Annotated in this window: 18 protein-coding genes and 1 pseudogene; 17 read left to right on the top strand and 2 right to left on the bottom strand. The window is 70.4% G+C overall.

Annotated elements, in window-relative coordinates:
* Nucleotides 1-78 precede the first annotated feature (78 nt).
* Nucleotides 79-651, top strand: a complete 573-nt coding sequence (locus OO62_RS25735) for a hypothetical protein (RefSeq protein WP_099868836.1) — start codon at nt 79-81, stop codon at nt 649-651.
* Between the two features lie 45 nt (nt 652-696).
* Here OO62_RS25735 and OO62_RS25740 read toward each other — a convergent pair whose 3' ends face one another.
* Complete coding sequence (locus tag OO62_RS25740; RefSeq protein ID WP_033269958.1) at nt 697-990, bottom strand: ferredoxin; 294 nt, start codon at nt 988-990, stop codon at nt 697-699.
* 249 nt (nt 991-1,239) lie between these two features.
* Here OO62_RS25740 and arc point away from each other — a divergent pair, with 249 nt between their 5' ends.
* The 6 genes and pseudogenes from arc (at nt 1,240) to prcA (ending at nt 7,239) form a co-directional block, all read left to right on the top strand.
* On the top strand, nt 1,240-3,006 hold the full coding sequence (arc, locus tag OO62_RS25745) for a proteasome ATPase (protein ID WP_033269959.1): 1,767 nt from the start codon (nt 1,240-1,242) through the stop codon (nt 3,004-3,006).
* A gap of 277 nt (nt 3,007-3,283) precedes the next feature.
* Nucleotides 3,284-4,795 (top strand): depupylase/deamidase Dop, encoded by a 1,512-nt coding sequence (dop, locus tag OO62_RS25750; protein ID WP_180290006.1) that lies wholly within the window; start codon nt 3,284-3,286, stop codon nt 4,793-4,795.
* A 190-nt stretch (nt 4,796-4,985) separates the two neighbouring features.
* Nucleotides 4,986-5,204, top strand: coding sequence for a ubiquitin-like protein Pup (locus OO62_RS25755; protein WP_033269961.1), 219 nt, complete (start codon nt 4,986-4,988; stop codon nt 5,202-5,204).
* 133 nt (nt 5,205-5,337) lie between these two features.
* Nucleotides 5,338-5,524, top strand: a pseudogene (locus tag OO62_RS41770) (endonuclease domain-containing protein); the annotation flags it as partial.
* Complete coding sequence (gene prcB / locus OO62_RS25760) at nt 5,476-6,321, top strand: proteasome subunit beta (protein WP_033269962.1); 846 nt, start codon at nt 5,476-5,478, stop codon at nt 6,319-6,321. The pseudogene OO62_RS41770 and the gene prcB, both read left to right, overlap by 49 nt.
* 63 nt (nt 6,322-6,384) lie before the next feature.
* A complete protein-coding gene (gene prcA / locus OO62_RS25765; RefSeq protein ID WP_033269963.1) occupies nt 6,385-7,239 on the top strand; it encodes a proteasome subunit alpha in 855 nt (284 codons plus the stop codon).
* Nucleotides 7,240-7,303: 64 nt separating this feature from the next.
* Here the strand turns inward: prcA and OO62_RS25770 are convergent, their stop codons facing one another.
* Nucleotides 7,304-8,476 carry a LacI family DNA-binding transcriptional regulator gene (locus tag OO62_RS25770; RefSeq protein ID WP_033269964.1) on the bottom strand — a complete coding sequence of 391 codons (1,173 nt, stop codon included), beginning with the start codon at nt 8,474-8,476 and terminating at the stop codon, nt 7,304-7,306.
* A gap of 120 nt (nt 8,477-8,596) precedes the next feature.
* Here OO62_RS25770 and OO62_RS25775 point away from each other — a divergent pair, with 120 nt between their 5' ends.
* The 10 genes from OO62_RS25775 to tatC all read left to right on the top strand — a co-directional run bounded on the left by OO62_RS25775 (nt 8,597) and on the right by tatC (nt 17,082).
* Nucleotides 8,597-9,856: an MFS transporter gene (locus OO62_RS25775; protein ID WP_033269965.1), complete on the top strand. Its 1,260-nt coding sequence runs from the start codon at nt 8,597-8,599 to the stop codon at nt 9,854-9,856.
* A gap of 9 nt (nt 9,857-9,865) precedes the next feature.
* A complete protein-coding gene (gene pafA, locus OO62_RS25780) occupies nt 9,866-11,227 on the top strand; it encodes a Pup--protein ligase (RefSeq protein ID WP_033269966.1) in 1,362 nt (453 codons plus the stop codon).
* A 136-nt stretch (nt 11,228-11,363) separates the two neighbouring features.
* Entirely contained in the window at nt 11,364-12,389 is a 1,026-nt protein-coding gene (locus OO62_RS25785; protein ID WP_078617354.1) for an FKBP-type peptidyl-prolyl cis-trans isomerase, read from the top strand.
* A gap of 69 nt (nt 12,390-12,458) precedes the next feature.
* A complete protein-coding gene (locus OO62_RS25790) occupies nt 12,459-12,833 on the top strand; it encodes an FKBP-type peptidyl-prolyl cis-trans isomerase (protein ID WP_033269967.1) in 375 nt (124 codons plus the stop codon).
* A 138-nt stretch (nt 12,834-12,971) separates the two neighbouring features.
* Entirely contained in the window at nt 12,972-13,988 is a 1,017-nt protein-coding gene (locus OO62_RS25795) for a helix-turn-helix transcriptional regulator (protein ID WP_033269968.1), read from the top strand.
* A 20-nt stretch (nt 13,989-14,008) separates the two neighbouring features.
* Nucleotides 14,009-14,959: a helix-turn-helix transcriptional regulator gene (locus OO62_RS25800; RefSeq protein ID WP_033269969.1), complete on the top strand. Its 951-nt coding sequence runs from the start codon at nt 14,009-14,011 to the stop codon at nt 14,957-14,959.
* A 59-nt stretch (nt 14,960-15,018) separates the two neighbouring features.
* On the top strand, nt 15,019-15,264 hold the full coding sequence (locus tag OO62_RS25805; protein WP_033269970.1) for a hypothetical protein: 246 nt from the start codon (nt 15,019-15,021) through the stop codon (nt 15,262-15,264).
* A gap of 16 nt (nt 15,265-15,280) precedes the next feature.
* On the top strand, nt 15,281-15,484 hold the full coding sequence (locus OO62_RS25810) for a hypothetical protein (RefSeq protein ID WP_033269971.1): 204 nt from the start codon (nt 15,281-15,283) through the stop codon (nt 15,482-15,484).
* Nucleotides 15,485-15,751: 267 nt separating this feature from the next.
* Complete coding sequence (gene tatA / locus OO62_RS25815; protein ID WP_033269972.1) at nt 15,752-16,051, top strand: Sec-independent protein translocase subunit TatA; 300 nt, start codon at nt 15,752-15,754, stop codon at nt 16,049-16,051.
* 62 nt (nt 16,052-16,113) lie between these two features.
* Nucleotides 16,114-17,082 carry a twin-arginine translocase subunit TatC gene (gene tatC / locus OO62_RS25820; protein ID WP_033269973.1) on the top strand — a complete coding sequence of 323 codons (969 nt, stop codon included), beginning with the start codon at nt 16,114-16,116 and terminating at the stop codon, nt 17,080-17,082.
* The last annotated feature ends 131 nt before the right edge of the window (nt 17,083-17,213 follow it).

Consider the following 17,213-nt stretch of genomic DNA (forward strand, 5'->3'; position numbering starts at 1 on the left):
TGCGCCCTGCTCCTGTGGAACGATGCTGGGCACTCCCACCGGCACAGCACTTCACAGGAGTTACCCCGCGTGCAGCCCATGGCAGGCCAGGACCTCTTGCACACCCAGCCGCGCCCCATGCACTGGCTCGCCACCGCCACCGCCCTCTCGGCGGTCGTTGCGGCCGCGTCCTTCGTTCAGCCCCCTGACGCCACCGCCACGACCTCCCACGACGTCAGGGCCGGCCGGCCCGCCGCGGCGCCCGACCCCGCACGGGTGAGCTTTCCGGTCAACTGCGGACCCAACCGCCTCGACGTGGTGCGGAAGGTCCCCGGCGACCTCGACGGCGACGGGACGGCCGAGACCGTCGCGGTGGTCCGCTGCCACAGCGAGACCGGCACCCCGCCCAGCGGCGTCTACGTCCTGGCCCGGCCCACGGACGGCAAGGCGGCCCCGCGGATCGTGGCGACACTCCTCGCACCCGCCCGGCAGCTCAGCGTCCAGAAGCTCACCGTCGGGAACGGTGTGATCTCCGCGGGTCTCCTGGGCTACTCCACCCTCGACGTACCGCGCTGCTGCCCGGACGTGCACAAGGACGTCAAGTGGCAATGGAAGGGCGGGAAGTTCGTCCAGAGCGAACTTCCCGCCGCGATGGGCACCCAGCGTGCCTGACCGGTCGCCCGGGGTGCCCGACGGGAGCGTTCCGCTCCCGGGGGGCTACTCGGCGTCCGGGCCGTAGACCTCGACGAGGTCCCTGACCCGGCGGACGTGGATGCAGTCCCCGGGGCACTCCTTGGCCGAGTCCCGGACGTCGTCGAGCAGCTTCAGCGGGACGGGCGTTGTGGCCCCCTTGTCCTGCAGCAGCTCGTCCTCCGCGCTCTTCACGTACGCCAGGCCGTCGATGTCGAGCTCGAAGACCTCCGGCGCGTACTGGGCGCAGATGCCGTCCCCGGTGCACAGATCCTGGTCGATCCAGACTTCCAGCTCCGGGGCATCGTCCTGTTCGGTCATCTCGCCTGCCGTTCCTGCGTACGTGAACCGTTTTTGTCTAAGTGGCGCCAGCCCTGACGGGTGTTGACCGACTCGACGATACAACCGCTCGCTTTCCGATGTTGATGGGTGGGTATTCCCTTGGCGTGAGGACGTGCGCAAGGGTGAAGATCGGACACACCCCGACAGTCTTTTCGATCTAGGGGTTTCAACCTGCACCGGCCCAGGTAGGGTCAGGAAGCGTCCAGCTCCTTGGAGGAGGTGAGGACCGTGGCAGCCCACGACGACGACATCAACCGCGGCATCCGGCCGGGGCGGGGGTCTGAAGATCCCGCCGGCCAGGTTGCCTATCTCGAGCAGGAGATCGCCGTCCTGCGACGCAAGCTCGCCGACTCTCCGCGGCACACGAGGATTCTCGAAGAGCGGATCGTCGAGTTGCAGACCAACCTGGCCGGCGTCTCGGCGCAGAACGAGCGTCTCGCCAATACTCTCCGCGAGGCCCGTGACCAGATCGTCGCCCTCAAGGAAGAGGTCGACCGGCTCGCGCAGCCGCCGGCCGGCTTCGGTGTCTTCCTGCAGGCGAACGAGGACGACACGGTCGACATTTTCACCGGGGGCCGCAAGCTCCGGGTGAACGTCAGCCCGAGCGTGGAGACGGAGGACCTCCGGCGCGGCCAGGAGGTCATGCTCAACGAAGCGCTCAATGTGGTCGAGGCCATGGAGTTCGAGAGCGCCGGGGACATCGTCACCCTCAAGGAGATCCTTGAGGACGGCGAGCGCGCCCTGGTCATCGGGCACACCGACGAGGAGCGGGTGGTGAGGCTCGCCGAGCCGCTGCTGGACATCACCATCCGCCCCGGCGACGCCCTGCTCCTGGAGCCCCGCTCCGGCTACGTCTACGAAGTCATTCCGAAGAGCGAGGTCGAGGAGCTCGTCCTCGAAGAGGTCCCGGACATCGACTACACCAAGATCGGCGGTCTGGGCGGCCAGATCGAACTGATCCGGGACGCGGTCGAGCTTCCGTACCTCTACCCCGACCTCTTCAAGGAGCACGAACTCCGCCCGCCCAAGGGCGTCTTGCTCTACGGCCCACCCGGCTGTGGCAAGACCCTCATCGCCAAGGCGGTCGCCAACTCCCTTGCCAAGAAGGTCGCCGAGGTGACCGGGCAGCCCGCGGGTAAGAGCTTCTTCCTCAACATCAAGGGCCCCGAGCTGCTCAACAAGTACGTCGGTGAGACGGAGCGGCACATCCGGCTGGTCTTCCAGCGCGCCAGGGAGAAGGCCAGCGAGGGTACCCCCGTCATCGTCTTCTTCGACGAGATGGACTCCCTCTTCCGCACCCGTGGATCCGGCGTCAGCTCGGACGTGGAGAACACCATCGTCCCCCAGCTGCTGTCGGAGATCGACGGTGTCGAGGGCCTCGAGAACGTGATCGTGATCGGTGCCTCGAACCGCGAGGACATGATCGACCCGGCGATCCTGCGTCCCGGCCGTCTCGACGTGAAGATCAAGATCGAGCGTCCGGACGCGGAGGCCGCGAAGGACATCTTCTCGAAGTACCTCACGGAGAATCTCCCGCTGCACGCCGACGACCTCGCCGAGCACGACCAATCGCGCAAGGCGGCGGTCAGCGGAATGATTCAGTCCGTCGTGGAGCAGATGTACGCGGAATCCGAGGAGAACCGCTTCCTGGAGGTCACCTACGCCAACGGTGACAAGGAAGTCCTCTACTTCAAGGACTTCAACTCCGGTGCGATGATCGAAAACATCGTAGGACGCGCAAAGAAGATGGCCATCAAGGCATTCCTCGAACACAATCAGAAAGGTCTGCGGGTCGCCCACCTCCTGCAGGCATGCGTGGACGAGTTCAAGGAGAACGAGGACCTGCCCAACACCACCAACCCGGACGACTGGGCCCGGATCTCCGGAAAGAAGGGCGAGCGGATCGTGTACATCCGCACCCTGGTCACCGGAAAGCAGGGCGCCGACACCGGTCGCTCCATCGATACGGTGGCGAATACCGGCCAATACCTGTAACACCGCTCTCCGGCTGCGGATGTCCTGCACGGGGCGTCCGCAGCCGGACGCTTTTCCGGGAGACTCCGGAAGAGGTCCCCGAAAGGGCGCGATGGACCAGGGAAAACCGGACTGGAGCAATGACTGTAATGATCTCCCCAGCGCCGCCAAGGCGTTCTAGGCTCTTCGGTACCGCTGCGTCACGCTGTGCGGGCGTGGGGCACGCGCACGGACCGGAGGCACAGCGGTACTTGAGCGCCGACCCCATCCGGGGGCGCCGCCGGGCAAGGAGGGCCGCATGACCGTACGGCGAGTAATGGGAATCGAGACGGAGTACGGGATCTCCGTCCCCGGCCACCCGAACGCCAATGCCATGCTCACCTCATCCCAGGTAGTCAACGCCTACGCGGCCGCGATGCACCGGGCACGCCGTGCCCGCTGGGATTTCGAGGAGGAGAACCCGCTGCGGGACGCCCGCGGCTTCGATCTCGCGCGGGAGAACGCCGACTCCAGCCAGCTCACCGATGAGGACATCGGCCTGGCGAACGTGATCCTGACCAATGGCGCCCGGCTCTACGTCGACCATGCGCACCCCGAATACAGCGCCCCCGAGGTCACCAACCCGCGCGACGCCGTCCTCTGGGACAAGGCCGGCGAGCGCATCATGGCCGAGGCCGCCGAGCGGGCCGCCCAGGTCCCCGGCGCCCAGCCCATCCACCTCTACAAGAACAACACCGACAACAAGGGCGCCTCCTACGGCACGCACGAGAACTACCTGATGAAGCGGGAGACCCCGTTCTCGGACATCGTGCGGCACCTGACGCCGTTCTTCGTCTCCCGCCAGGTGGTCACCGGCGCCGGCCGGGTCGGTATCGGCCAGGACGGGCACGAGCACGGCTTCCAGATCAGCCAGCGCGCCGACTACTTCGAGGTGGAGGTCGGCCTGGAGACGACCCTCAAGCGCCCCATCATCAACACCCGCGACGAACCGCACGCGGACGCGGAGAAGTACCGCCGGCTCCACGTGATCATCGGCGACGCGAACCTCTCCGAGATCTCGACGTATCTGAAGCTGGGCACCACCGCCCTGGTGCTCTCCATGATCGAGGACGGCTTCATCGCCGTCGACCTGGCCGTCGAGCAGCCGGTACGCACCCTCCACCGTGTCTCGCACGACCCCTCCCTGCAGCATCTGATCACGCTCCGCAGCGGCCGCTCACTCACCGCCGTGCAGCTCCAGATGGAGTACTTCGAGCTGGCCCGCAAATACGTCGAGGACCGCTACGGAGCGGATGCGGACGAGCAGACCAAGGACGTGCTGACCCGGTGGGAGGACGTCCTCGGCCGGCTGGAGAACGACCCGATGAGTCTGTCCGGCGAGCTGGACTGGGTCGCCAAGCGGGAGCTCATGGAGGGCTACCGCCGCCGCGACGGCCTGGACTGGGACGCGGCCCGGCTCCACCTCATCGACCTGCAGTACGCGGACGTGCGCCCCGAGAAGGGCCTGTACAACCGTCTGGCGGCCCGCGGGAAGATGAAGCGCCTCCTGGACGAGCCCGAGGTCCGGCGGGCCCAGCAGAAGCCTCCTGAGGACACCAGGGCGTATTTCCGCGGCCGCTGCCTGGAGCAGTACGCGGACGACGTGGCGGCCGCCTCGTGGGATTCGGTCATCTTCGACCTGCCGGGCCGTGACTCCCTGCAACGGGTCCCCACGCTGGAGCCGCTGCGGGGGACGCGAAAGCACGTCAAGGAGCTCCTGGACCGCTGCCGCACCGCGGAGGAGCTGGTGAGGACGCTGTCCGGGCGCTGAGCAACGGCAGGTGCACGACAGAAATCTTTCGGCGAGCACAGCCGATCCGCGCCTGAAATTGTCGCGGTGCGGGAATCATCGAGGTGACTCCCGGGCGTTGCAGCAACTGCAAGGCCGATGTCGGACCCTGCTTGTAGGGTCGGATCTTGAAGGTCACATCGAGCGGGGCGAACCGAGCGGGGTGAGGGATATGGCGACCAAGGACAGCGGCGGCGGACAGGCCAAGGCCACGCGTTCCACGGAAGAGGTCGAGGAGCAGGCGCAGGACGCGCAGGCCACGGACGACCTCAAGGAACGCCAGGAAAAGTTGTCGGACGACGTGGATTCGGTGCTGGACGAGATCGACGACGTCCTGGAGGAGAACGCCGAGGACTTCGTCCGCTCGTTCGTGCAAAAGGGCGGGCAGTAGGAGCGGAAGCGGGCGCGGCCCGACCTCCTGCCGGCCGGAGTGCCGTGCGCGGTGCCGAGAGGCGCCGCGCACGGTCTCCGGCCGGTGTGCCCAGGGTTACCGGGCGCCTTCCGGCCGGTGTGTCCGAGCCGGGCCCGGGCATGTGGATCACGCCCGGGAGACGGGTAGGGTCCCGGGCGTACGGTGCTTCAGCTGCAACGCAGCCTCTTGAGCCAATTCAAGGATCGGCCGGACGCCTTGGGCGGGCGGCCGAGTATCCGGAAGGAAACGTGTGGAAGCCAACACTCGTAGCACCGGGCGTCTGCCAGCTGCCTTCCTGACGCCTGGATCCTCGTCGTTCATGGACTTCCTCGGTGCGCACGCGCCCGATCTGCTGCCGGGCAATCGCCCGTTGCCGCCGCTCCAGGGCGCCATCGAGGCGCCGCACGGCACGACGATCGTGGCCGCGGCGTTCCCTGGCGGCGTGGTGCTCGCCGGTGACCGCCGGGCGACGATGGGCAACGTCATCGCGCAGCGCGATATCGAGAAGGTCTTCCCGGCCGACGAGTACAGCGCGGTCGGTATCGCCGGCACCGCCGGCCTCGCCATCGAGATGGTCAAGCTCTTCCAGCTGGAGCTGGAGCACTTCGAGAAGGTCGAAGGTGCCCAACTCTCCCTGGAGGGCAAGGCGAACCGGCTGTCGACGATGATCCGCAGCAACCTCGGGATGGCCATGCAGGGCCTGGCCGTGGTGCCGCTGTTCGCCGGCTTCGACCTCGACCGTGAGAAGGGCCGGATCTTCTCGTACGACGTGACCGGCGGACGCTCGGAGGAGCACGGTTTCGCGGCGACCGGTTCCGGTTCGGTCTTCGCGCGCAGCGCGCTGAAGAAGCTCTTCCGCGAGGACTTCACCGAGCACCAGGCCGCCACCGCCGTGGTCCAGGCGCTCTATGACGCCGCCGACGACGACTCGGCGACCGGTGGCCCCGACATGGCGCGGCGGATCTACCCGATCGTCACGGTGATCACCGACGAGGGCTTCAAGAAGCTGACCGACGCCGAGGTCTCGGAGATCGCCCGCGCCGTCCATGAGCACCGCCTCGAACAGCCCGACGGCCCGCGCGCCGCGCTGCTCTGACGGGACGGATGTTCCGCAATGCCGCCAGTGAGAGAGCTTTTGACAGGAAGGGACGGATAGCCGGTGTCGACGCCGTTCTATGTCTCACCCCAGCAGGCCATGGCCGACCGCGCCGAGTACGCCCGCAAGGGCATCGCGCGCGGCCGCAGCGTCGTGGTGTTGCAGTACACCGACGGCGTGGTCTTCGTCGCCGAGAATCCCTCCCGCGCCCTGCACAAGGTCAGCGAGATCTATGACCGGATCGCCTTCGCGGCGGTCGGCAAATACAACGAGTTCGAGAACCTCCGGATCGGCGGCGTGCGCTACGCCGACCTGCGGGGCTACACCTACGACCGCGAGGACGTGACCGCACGCGGCCTGGCGAACGTCTACGCCCAGACCCTCGGCACGATCTTCTCCAGCGCCGCCGAGAAGCCGTACGAGGTCGAGCTGATCGTCGCCGAGGTCGGCAGCGCCCCGGAGGACGACCAGATCTACCGCCTGCCGCACGACGGCTCGATCGTCGACGAGCACGGCTCGGTGGCCGTCGGCGGCAACGCGGACCAGATCAGCAGCTATCTCGACCAGCGGCACCGCGACGGCATGACGCTGGCCGAGGCGCTGAAGCTGGCCGTGGAGTCGCTCTCGCGGGACAACAACGGCGGGGAGCGCACGCTGACGGCCGAGCAGCTGGAGGTCGCGACGCTGGACCGTACGCGGCCGCAGCAGCGCAAGTTCAAGCGGATCCTGGGCCGTCAGCTGTCCCGCCTGCTGGAGGAGACGGGCGCCGAGGAGCCGGCGGCCGGCGCGGAGGCCGACGCAGGCACGTCCGGGACCCCGGCCGAGGACGCCGGCGGCAAGGGTGCCGGCGGCGCCAAGGGCTCCGGCGGCAAGGGCGCCAAGGGCAAGGACGACACCGAGGGCGAGCCGCCGCTGTGAGGCACCGCTCGCGCTGACGTATCGCGTCCGGGCCGCTGCCCGTACCGCGCGCCCCGGTGGGTCCTCACCCGCCGGGGCGCGCGGCGTTTTCCGGGGCGTCGGCCGGCGGGGCGGTGGAGCCCCTGGCCACCAGCTCCACCGGCAGGGTGGGCGCCCGGTCCGGGCGGCCGTCGAGCGCCGCCATCAGGGCCCGCATGCCGGCCTCGCCGAAGTCCTCGGCGGGCAGCCGTACGGTCGTCAGCTCCGGCTCGACGGCGACGGCGAGCGCGAGGTCGTCGAACCCGGTGACCGAGACGTCCTCGGGGACCCGCAGGCCCAGACGGCGTACGGCCTTGCAGGCGCCCGCCGCGATGATGTCGTCGTCGCAGAGCAGCGCGGTGGGGCGGGGGCCGGGGCCGGTCAGCGCGGTGTGCGCGGCACGCAGCCCGGCGTCGACGCCGAGGGCGGCGGGCAGCCGGCGCAGCCGGACTCCGGGGACCCGGGAGAGGGCCTCGCTGACGGCGCGGGCGCGGACCTCGAACGTCCAGGAGCGGACGTCGGCGGCGAGGTGGGTGATGCGGCGGTGGCCGAGCGCGGTCAGATGGCCGGTCAACTGCCGTACGCCGTCGGCGATGTCGAGGTTGACGGTGGCGGTGGCGCGGTCGTCGTCGGGGTCGCTGTCGAGCATGACCAGGGGCAGGTCGGCGGCGCGCAGCGCGGTGAGGGCCTCGGCGGCCATGGAGGAGGCGATCACCCCGTCGAGGGTGGCGGCCGCGGAGTCGAAGGGGTCCGGAACCGAAGGAGGCCGGACGGGCCCCGCGCCGGGGGTGGTGGCGGGAGCCGGGTGGGACGGGCCGATGCCCTCGGAGGAGGGGTAGAGGACGACGCCGAGGCCGTGGTCGGCGGCGACCCGGGCCGCGCCGGTGTAGACCCGGGCGAAGAACTCGGTGGTCAGGGCGGGGACGACGAGGAGCACGGTGCGGGTGCGGCCGGTGCGCAGGCTGCGCGCGGCGAGGTTGGGGCGGTAGCCCAGCTCGCGGGCGGCGGCGCGGACCGCCTGGGCCTTGCCGGGGGAGACCCGGCCGCGCCATTTGTCGCCGAGGACGAGGGAGACCGCGGCCTGGGAGACCCCCGCGGCGCGCGCCACGTCCCGGCTGGTGACCCGATCGGCGGCCGGCCTGCCGGGGGGTGCGGCGTCCGCGGCCCCGGTGGAGCCGGTGCGCGCACCGGGGGGCGTCGTGGCCTCGTTGCTGGTCACCGGGTGATGCTCTCCTCGTTTCGGCCGCCGCGGGTGGACCGCGGGTTGCCGTCATGGTACGTATAACGTCGGAAGTTATACGTAACACGTCGGGCTCGGCCCGGACGGAAAGGGGCAGGGATGGCCGCCGGATACGCGGAGCTGCTCAGGACCCGGCACGCCGCCCGGCTGCTGGCCGGGACGCTGGTGGGCAGGCTGCCGAACGCCACCGCGGCGCTGGCGGTGGTCCTGTTCGTCCGCGCCGAGGGCGGCAGCTACGCGCTGGCCGGCGCGCTCTCGGCGGTCTACGGCCTCTGCACCGCCATCGGCCAGCCGCTGCTCGGCCGGGCCGTGGACCTGTACGGACAGCCGCGGGTGATGCTGCCCGCCGCGGTGCTCTCGGCCCTGGGGATGGCGCTGCTGGCCGTCGTCGGCCTGGACGTGCTGTGGCTGTCCTACGCCGCCGTGGTGGTCGCCGGATTCTTCACCCCGCCCCTGGAGGGCGGGTTGCGGGCGCTGTGGCCGGGAGTGCTCAAACGCGCCGACCAGGTGCACGCGGCCTACGCGCTGGACGCGGTCGCCCAGGAAGTGATGTTCGCGGTCGGGCCGTTGCTGGTGACGCTGTGCGTGGCGATCCGGTCGGCGGGCGCGGCGCTGCTGGTGATCAACGCGGCCGGGGTGCTCGGCGCGCTCTCCGTCGTCGTCTCCGAGCCGTCCCGGCGGTGGCGCAGCGGGCCCCGCGAGGCGCACTGGCTGGGCGCCCTGCGCTCCGCCGGGCTGCTGGTGCTGCTCGGCGCGTTCTTCTTCGTGGGCCTCGCGCTGGGCTCGATAGCGGTCGCCGCGGTGGCGTACGCCGACGGGCACGGCGGCGGGATGATCTCCAGCTGGCTGCTCTCCGCGCTCGGGGCGGGCGCGCTGGCCGGCGGCATCGTCTACGGTGCGCGCACCTGGCCGGGGCGGCCGGAGGGCCGGCTGCGGCTGCTCATCGGGCTGCTGGCGCTGGGCTATCTGCCGCTGGCGCTGGTGCCCGGGCCGGTGGGGATGACGGCGCTGACCGGCGTCGCGGGGGTGTTCCTGGCGCCCGCGCTGGCCTGTGCGTTCGTCGTCGTCGACCGGCACGCCCCCAAGGGCACGGTGACGGAGGCGTTTTCGTGGCTGGTGACGACGTTCGGCGTCGGATCGGCGGTGGGCGCGTCGGTGGCCGGGCCGGCGGTGGAGGGCGGCGGAGCGGCGGCCGGATTCGCGGTGGCCGGCGCGGGCGGCCTCGCCGCACTGCTGGTCCTTTTGTCGACGAAGCGATTTCTTGGGGAGCCCGTACGGCGCACGGCGGGTGCGGCCCCGGCGGAAAATGATCGAAACGGGGCTGTCGAACCCGGTTTCAGAGCAGGCCATCAGGCGTAATGTTCAGTCATGGACCGCCGCATTTTCGGGCTGGAGAACGAGTACGGCGTCACGTGCACGTTCAGGGGACAGCGCCGACTGTCGCCTGACGAAGTGGCGCGGTACCTCTTCCGCCGTGTCGTGTCATGGGGCCGCAGCAGCAATGTCTTCCTGCGGAACGGCGCCCGCCTGTACTTGGACGTGGGTTCGCACCCGGAATACGCAACTCCCGAGTGCGACAACGTGACCGAGCTGGTCACCCACGACAAGGCCGGTGAGCGCATTCTCGAGGGTCTGCTCGTCGACGCCGAGCGCCGCCTGCACGAGGAGGGAATCGCGGGCGACGTCTATCTCTTCAAGAACAACACCGATTCGGCGGGAAACTCCTACGGCTGCCACGAGAATTACCTCGTCGCGCGCCACGGCGAGTTCTCCCGGCTCGCGGACATCCTCATTCCGTTCCTCGTCACCCGTCAGCTGCTGTGCGGCGCGGGCAAGGTGCTGCAGACTCCGCGCGGCGCCGTCTACTGCGTCAGTCAGCGCGCCGAGCACATCTGGGAGGGCGTCTCCTCGGCGACCACCCGCTCCCGTCCCATCATCAACACCCGCGACGAACCGCACGCGGACGCCGAGCGCTACCGCCGGCTGCACGTCATCGTCGGGGACTCCAACATGTCCGAGACGACCATGATGCTCAAGGTCGGCGCCACGGACCTCGTCCTGCGCATGATCGAGGCGGGCACGGTCATGCGCGATCTGACCCTGGAGAACCCGATCCGGGCGATCCGCGAGGTCAGCCACGACATCACCGGGCAGCGCAAGGTGCGGCTGGCCAGCGGCCGGGAAGCCTCGGCGCTGGAGGTCCAGCAGGAGTACTACGAGAAGGCCGTGGACTTCTGCGACCGCCGCGGAATCCGTACGGGCCTCGTCGAGCGCGTGCTGGAGCTGTGGGGCCGCACCCTGGAGGCGATCCGGGACGAGGAGCTCGACCGCATCTCGACCGAGATCGACTGGGTGATGAAACATCAGCTCATCGAGCGGTACCGCACAAAGAACAACATCACCATGTCCCACCCGCGAGTGGCGCAGATAGACCTCGCCTATCACGACATTCACCGCCGCCGGGGGCTTTACTACCTCCTGGAGCGGAAGGGACAAGCGGCCCGGATCTGCAACGACTTGAAGATCTTCGAGGGTAAATCGGTGCCGCCGCAGACCACTCGGGCGCGGCTGCGCGGCGACTTCATCCGCCGGGCCCAGGAACAGCGCCGTGATTTCACGGTCGACTGGGTCCACCTCAAGCTGAATGACCAGGCGCAGCGCACGGTCCTGTGCAAGGACCCGTTCCGTTCGGTGGACGACCGGGTGGAGAAGCTGATCGCCGGAATGTGACCCGCGGGGAATGCGGAGGGTGTGCCGGGAGCGAGCCGCTCCCGGCACATCGCCGTGTTGTACCGGGGAAGGTCCACAGGGACAGGTCGTAGAGTGGCGGGCATTGCCCACCACCCCACGAGCCCGAGTTGGACTGATGCTGAATCTCTCCGGGGCACGACCCCCGCACCCCCGCTCGTTCACGAAAAGCACCCGTCGCGCCGCCGCGGCCGCGCTGACCGTGCCCCTTCTGCTGCTCTCCGCCGCCTGCGGGTCCGACGACGGCAAGAGCGCGGCGGGCGGGGCGGTCGTCAAGGTCGAGGGCAAGGCGGGGGCGCAGCCCAAGATCACGGTGCCCAAGGGCGCCAAGCCGTCCGACACGGCCGTCACCAAGACCCTCGTGCAGGGCAAGGGCGCGACCGTCAAGAAGGGGGATCTGGTCCGGCTGGACTTCGCGGCCCAGACGATGAAGGGCCAGAACCTCGGCAGCAGCTGGACGCCGCAGCCCGGGGCGAAGCCGGGCGCACCGCGTGCCCAGGTCGTCACCGAGGTCACCGACCAGATGACCCAGCAGCAGCTGCCGCCGAAGGTGCTGTCCGCGGCCGCCGGGCAGAAGGTCGGCAGCCGCTTCGAGGTCGAGGGCACCGCCAAGGCGCTGATCGGCGAGGGCCTCAACCCGCAGTCCGGGATCAAGCCGGGGGACGGTCTGGTCTGGGTCGTCGACGTGGTCGGTGCGCAGAAGGTCGACAAGAAGGCGAAGGCCGAGGGGAAGCAGGCGTCGCCGGAGAGCGGGATGCCCGAGGTGACGGCGGCCGACGAGAAGGCCGCGCAGATCACCGTCCCCAAGGGGGAGAAGGCCCCGAAGGGCCTGGAGCAGCAGGTCCTGATCAAGGGCAAGGGGCCCGAGGTCAAGGCCGGTGACGGGCTGATCGCTCAGTACACGGGCGTGAAGTGGGAGGACGGCAAGAAGTTCGACTCCTCCTGGGACCACGGCGGCGCGACCGCGTTCCAGATCGGCACCGGGCAGGTCGTCCAGGGCTGGGACAAGGCGCTGGTCGGCAAGCACGTCGGTGACCGGGTGGAGATCGTGATCCCGCCGAAGCTCGCCTACGGCACGAGCCCGCAGCACCAGCTGGCCAAGAACACCCTGGTCTTCTCGGTCGACATCGTCGGCACGGTCTGACCTGCGGCGTCGGCAAGATCTGCGAGACTGACCCGGTAATCGGAAAGATTCGTAAGTAGGAGCACATCCGTGAGCATCGACAAGCCCGAGATCGACTTTCCTGAGGGCCCGGCTCCCACCGAGCTCGAGATCGTGGACCTGAAGGAGGGCGACGGGCCGGTCGCCAAGGCCGGGGACACCGTCTCCGTCCACTACGTCGGGGTCTCCTTCAGCACCGGCGAGGAGTTCGACGCGAGCTGGAACCGCGGCAAGCCGCTGCAGTTCCAGCTGGGCGCCGGCCAGGTCATCGCCGGCTGGGACCAGGGCGTGCAGGGCATGAAGGTCGGCGGCCGCCGCCGGCTGACCATCCCCGCGCACCTCGCGTACGGCGACCGCGGCGCCGGTGGCGGCCGCATCGCCCCGGGCGAGACGCTGATCTTCGTCTGCGACCTGGTCTCCGTCTGACACCGGGCAGCTCCCGGCCCGGCGGCCGGTGAGGCAGTCCCGAGGGCCCGTGCCGATCCCGGCACGGGCCCTCGGCTTTTGCCGCACGCACCCCGAGCGGTACGGTCACGATCGGGAGTTCAACGAGAAAGGGCGTCGATGGCCATTGCCAAGGCCGAGCGGCTGATGAACCTGGCGCTGTGCCTGCTGGGGACGCGACGCCCGCTGACCAAGCGCGAGCTCAGGTCGTCCATCGAGGCGTACGTCGAAGCCTTCGGGCCGGGCTACGCCATGGCCTTCGGCAACGGAACCGCCGACACGGGCGGCGACGACGCCTTCAACCGGATGTTCGAGCGGGACAAGGACGATCTGCGCGAACTCGGCCTGGTCATCGAGACCGTCGAAGGCATCGACGGCGACATCGGCTATCTCGCCCGCCGTGACAGCAACCGGCTGCCGCCGATCACCCTGGACGCCGAGGAGGCCGCCGCGCTCGGGCTCGCCGCCAAGGTCTGGCAGCAGGCCCGGCTGGCCGGCGCCGCCAGCGGCGCGCTGCAGAAGCTGCGCGCGGCCGGGATGCCGCTGGCCGAGAACGGCGAGGACTACGACGCCGGGCAGCCGCACAGTGCCCTCGAACCCCGCATCCCCGCCCACGAAGCCTCCTTCGAACCGCTGATGCTGGCCTGCCGCGACCGCCGGCCGGTCGTCTTCGACTACCGCAAGTCCACCGCCGCCCACCCCGAGCAGCGGCAGGTCGAACCCTGGATCCTGGAGTGCTGGCGCGGCCACTGGTACGTCGCCGGCTGGGACCGCGACCGCAAGGCGGAGCGGGTCTTCCGGCTCTCCCGGATCACCGGCAAGGTCCGCTCCCGCCAGGGCAGGTTCACCGCGCCGGTGCCCGACCACGTCACCGTCCGCGAGACCGTCGAGAGCTGGGCGGGCGAGACCGCGACCGGCACCGCCCGGATCAGGCTCCGCGCCGGGCACGGCTATCCGCTGCGCGCCCGGGCACTGTCCGTCCGCGCGGTGGGCGACGGCTGGGACGAGCTGGAGATCCCCAACGGCCACGGGCTCGACGCCTGGCTCGTGGAGTTCGGACCGGACGTCGTCGTACTGGAACCGGCGGAGCTGCGCGCCGAGGTCATCGACCGGCTGCGCGCCGTGGCCAAGGGCTGAGAGGGACGGGACACACACGCATGGCCACGAATGCGATCGACCAGACCCGGCGGATGCTGTCGCTGGTGACCTACCTGCGCGAGCGGCCCGGTGCCCGGGTCGGCGACGTCGCCCGCGCCTTCGGCATCACCGAGGACGAGCTGATCGCCGATCTCGACGTGCTGCCGATGTGCGGGACGAGCTTCCGCGGCGGCGACCTGCTGGACATCGACACCGACGGCGACCGGATCTGGTGGCACAACCCCGACGACGTCGCCGAGCCGCTGCGGCTGGCCGCCGACGAGGCCACCGCCCTGCTGGTCGCGGCCCGCGCGGTGGCCACCCTGCCCGGGCTGCGCGAGGGCGACCGGCAGGCACTGCTGCGCGCCACCGCCAAGCTGGAGGCGGCGGCCGGTGAGGCGGCCGGCGCCAGCTCCCGGCTCTCGGTCACCTTCGAGTCCGAGGGCGGCGTCTTCGCCGACGTCGACCGCGCCATCGCCGAGCGGCGCCGGCTGTGGCTGCGCTACTACTCCCCGGCCCGCGACGAGCTCACCGAGCGCGAGGTGGACCCGATCCGGCTGTTCGCCGTCGGCCACACCTACATGGAGGCGTGGTGCCGGCTCTCCGAGGCCCGGCGCACCTTCCGGCTCGACCGGGTCGCCGAGATCAAGCTGCTGGACGCGCCCGCCGACCCGCCGCCGGTCGAGCTGCGCGATCTGTCCGAGGGGCTGGTGCAGCCGGCCGCCGAGGACCCCGAGGTGTCCGTCGAGGTCGGGCCGGGCGGCCGCTGGGTCGCCGAGTACTACCCGCACGACAGCGCCGAGGAGCTCCCGGACGGCGGGCTGCGCATCACCCTGCGCACCCCCGACCCGACCTCGCTGCGGCGGCTCGCGCTGCGGCTGGGCCGGGACGGCCGGATCGTGGCGCCCCAGGCGCTCGCCGACAGTGCGCGGCGCGCCGCCGAGCAGGCGCTCGCGGCGTACGGCGCGTGAGCGCGGCGCGGCGCACCGGCACCGCGCAGTGCGCAGGGAGAAGGAGGAGGCAGCGACGGATGACGACCACGATGGCGGGCGCGGGCGCCCCGGTGCTCTTCAAGGCGGCCTGCCCGGACTGCCGGGGCCGCTTCGAGCTGGGTTCGGACGCCTTCCGGCTGGCGATCGGCGCCAGCAGCCGTACCACCTTCTACTCCTTCACCTGCCCGGACTGCCGCCGCGCGGTGCGCAGGCCGGCCGGCGAGCGGATCGTCGAGCTGCTCACCGGCGGCGGGGTGCGCACGCTGCGGCTGCACACCGGCTGACCGATAGGCTCGCCCCATGCTCTGGCCCATGATCGCTATCGCCCTCGGCTTCCTCGGGCTCGCCGTGCTCGGCGTCCTCGCCGTCCGCGTCTTCGTCGAGGTGCGGCGCCTGGCCCGCCAGGTCGGTGCGACATCCGAGCGGATCCAGCGGGCCGCGCAGGACCTGGAGCGGGCCGCGGTCCCGCTGGCCTCCCGGATGCACGAGGCCGGACGGGACTGACCGGCGCGGCCGCCTGGCGGGGCGGGTCCGGAGCCGGCGGGCGCCGGGTGGTTGCCGCACGCGGCGGCACCCTGCTGCCGCGGACGGCGGAGAGGTAGGCTGCATGCGCGGTTCACACAGCGCGGCGGTCGGGGCAATCGGGAGTACGCAAGGGGATTGCCCGGCGTTCACCACCGAACGTTACGATCGAATCAGCACCAGGACGCCAGTCCGACCCCATCGGCAGGCACCACAGCAGACGCCGCCCCGGCGAGAAGGTAGTCGCACATGCTCAGCAACCTGAGGGCCCCTGAGATCATCCTGATCCTCGTTGTCATTGTGCTGCTGTTCGGCGCGAAGAAGCTTCCGGACATGGCGCGTTCGCTCGGCAAGTCCGCCCGGATCCTCAAGAGCGAGGCCAAGGCGATGAAGAAGGACGGCGAGGGCGACGGCGGTGCCGCGGCCGGTACGACGTCCGAGGCTCCCTCCGACGCCCAGCAGGCTCCTCGTACGATCCAGGCGGCTCCCGGTGATGTGAGCAGCTCGCGCCCCGTGGCCGAGCCGAACCACACCACCAAGCAGGGCTGACCGAACCGACCCAGCCGCCGGCTCCGGTCGCGCGCGGCTGATGTACGAGACGAGGAAGTGGGTTGCTCAAGTCTGCCCGCAAGCAGGAGAAGGACCCCGAGGGGCGGATGCCGCTCGCGGCGCATCTGCGTGAGCTGCGCAACCGGCTGCTGAAGTCGGTGCTGGCCATCGGTGTGGTCACGGCCGTCGCGGCGCTCTACTACAAGGACATCGCGCACTTCATCACCGGGCCGACGCTCGACGTGGTGGGCTGTCCGAAGGCTGCCCCCGGCGGCAAGCTCCCGCATGATCATCCCTGCGCGCAGATCTATGCGAACGGTCTGATCGCACCCTTCACGATCGCGATGAAGCTCTCGCTCACCACAGGCGTGGTCCTCGCCAGCCCGGTGTGGCTCTATCAGCTCTGGGCCTTCCTCGCGCCGGGCCTGCACTCGCACGAGAAGAAGTACGCGCTCAGCTTCGTCGGCGCCGGCGTCCCGCTCTTCCTCGGCGGCGCGTACCTCGCCTACGCGGTCCTCCCCACCACCGCCGGGGCGCTGGTCGGCCTGACCCCCGACCAGTGGTCCAACATGTTCCCGGCCGACGATTTCCTCGACATCGTCACGCGCATGGTCGTGGTCTTCGGCCTCGCCTTCGAGTTGCCGCTGCTGCTGGTGCTGCTGAACTTCGGCGGGGTGCTCACCGGCCGCCGGATCATGAGCTGGTGGCGCTTCATGGTGCTGGGCATCACGGTCTTCGCGGCGCTCGCCACACCGACCGGTGACCCGCTGACCATGAGCCTGCTGGCCGCCCCCATCGTGGTGCTGTACTTCGGCGCGGCCGGCATCTGCCTCTTCAACGACCGCCGCCGCAAGCTGGGCAACCCCGATGCGGCGCTGGACGACGACGAGGCGTCCGCGCTGGACCTGACGCCGCTGGACATCGGGGAGATCGAGTCGGTGTCGTCCGGCCGGATGCTGCCCGAGCAGGCGAGCGGGGAGCACGGCGCGGGCGAACCGCCGCGCCGGGGCGGCTACGACGACGTGACGTGACGCCTGACGGCGTGTGGTGACGGCCCCGTGCTCGACGAGCCGGGGCCGTCGGCGTACGCGGGGCGGGCACGCCCGTCGGGTGCGGTCCGCGCTCGTCCGGGGCGGTCCCCGCCCGTCCGGTGCGCTGCCCG

The sequence above is a fragment of the Streptomyces lydicus genome, assembly GCF_000717345.1.
GTDB lineage: Bacteria > Actinomycetota > Actinomycetes > Streptomycetales > Streptomycetaceae > Streptomyces > Streptomyces lydicus.

What these genes read in the sequence shown, in the direction of transcription:
- OO62_RS25735 (WP_099868836.1), top strand. Translation starts at nt 79, where the DNA reads ATGGCAGGCCAGGACCTCTTGCACACCCAGCCGCGCCCCATGCACTGG.
- OO62_RS25740 (WP_033269958.1), bottom strand. Translation starts at nt 990, where the DNA reads ATGACCGAACAGGACGATGCCCCGGAGCTGGAAGTCTGGATCGACCAG.
- dop (WP_180290006.1), top strand. Translation starts at nt 3,284, where the DNA reads ATGACCGTACGGCGAGTAATGGGAATCGAGACGGAGTACGGGATCTCC.
- OO62_RS25755 (WP_033269961.1), top strand. Translation starts at nt 4,986, where the DNA reads ATGGCGACCAAGGACAGCGGCGGCGGACAGGCCAAGGCCACGCGTTCC.
- OO62_RS25775 (WP_033269965.1), top strand. Translation starts at nt 8,597, where the DNA reads ATGGCCGCCGGATACGCGGAGCTGCTCAGGACCCGGCACGCCGCCCGG.
- pafA (WP_033269966.1), top strand. Translation starts at nt 9,866, where the DNA reads ATGGACCGCCGCATTTTCGGGCTGGAGAACGAGTACGGCGTCACGTGC.
- OO62_RS25785 (WP_078617354.1), top strand. Translation starts at nt 11,364, where the DNA reads ATGCTGAATCTCTCCGGGGCACGACCCCCGCACCCCCGCTCGTTCACG.
- OO62_RS25795 (WP_033269968.1), top strand. Translation starts at nt 12,972, where the DNA reads ATGGCCATTGCCAAGGCCGAGCGGCTGATGAACCTGGCGCTGTGCCTG.
- OO62_RS25800 (WP_033269969.1), top strand. Translation starts at nt 14,009, where the DNA reads ATGGCCACGAATGCGATCGACCAGACCCGGCGGATGCTGTCGCTGGTG.
- OO62_RS25805 (WP_033269970.1), top strand. Translation starts at nt 15,019, where the DNA reads ATGACGACCACGATGGCGGGCGCGGGCGCCCCGGTGCTCTTCAAGGCG.
- OO62_RS25810 (WP_033269971.1), top strand. Translation starts at nt 15,281, where the DNA reads ATGCTCTGGCCCATGATCGCTATCGCCCTCGGCTTCCTCGGGCTCGCC.
- tatA (WP_033269972.1), top strand. Translation starts at nt 15,752, where the DNA reads ATGCTCAGCAACCTGAGGGCCCCTGAGATCATCCTGATCCTCGTTGTC.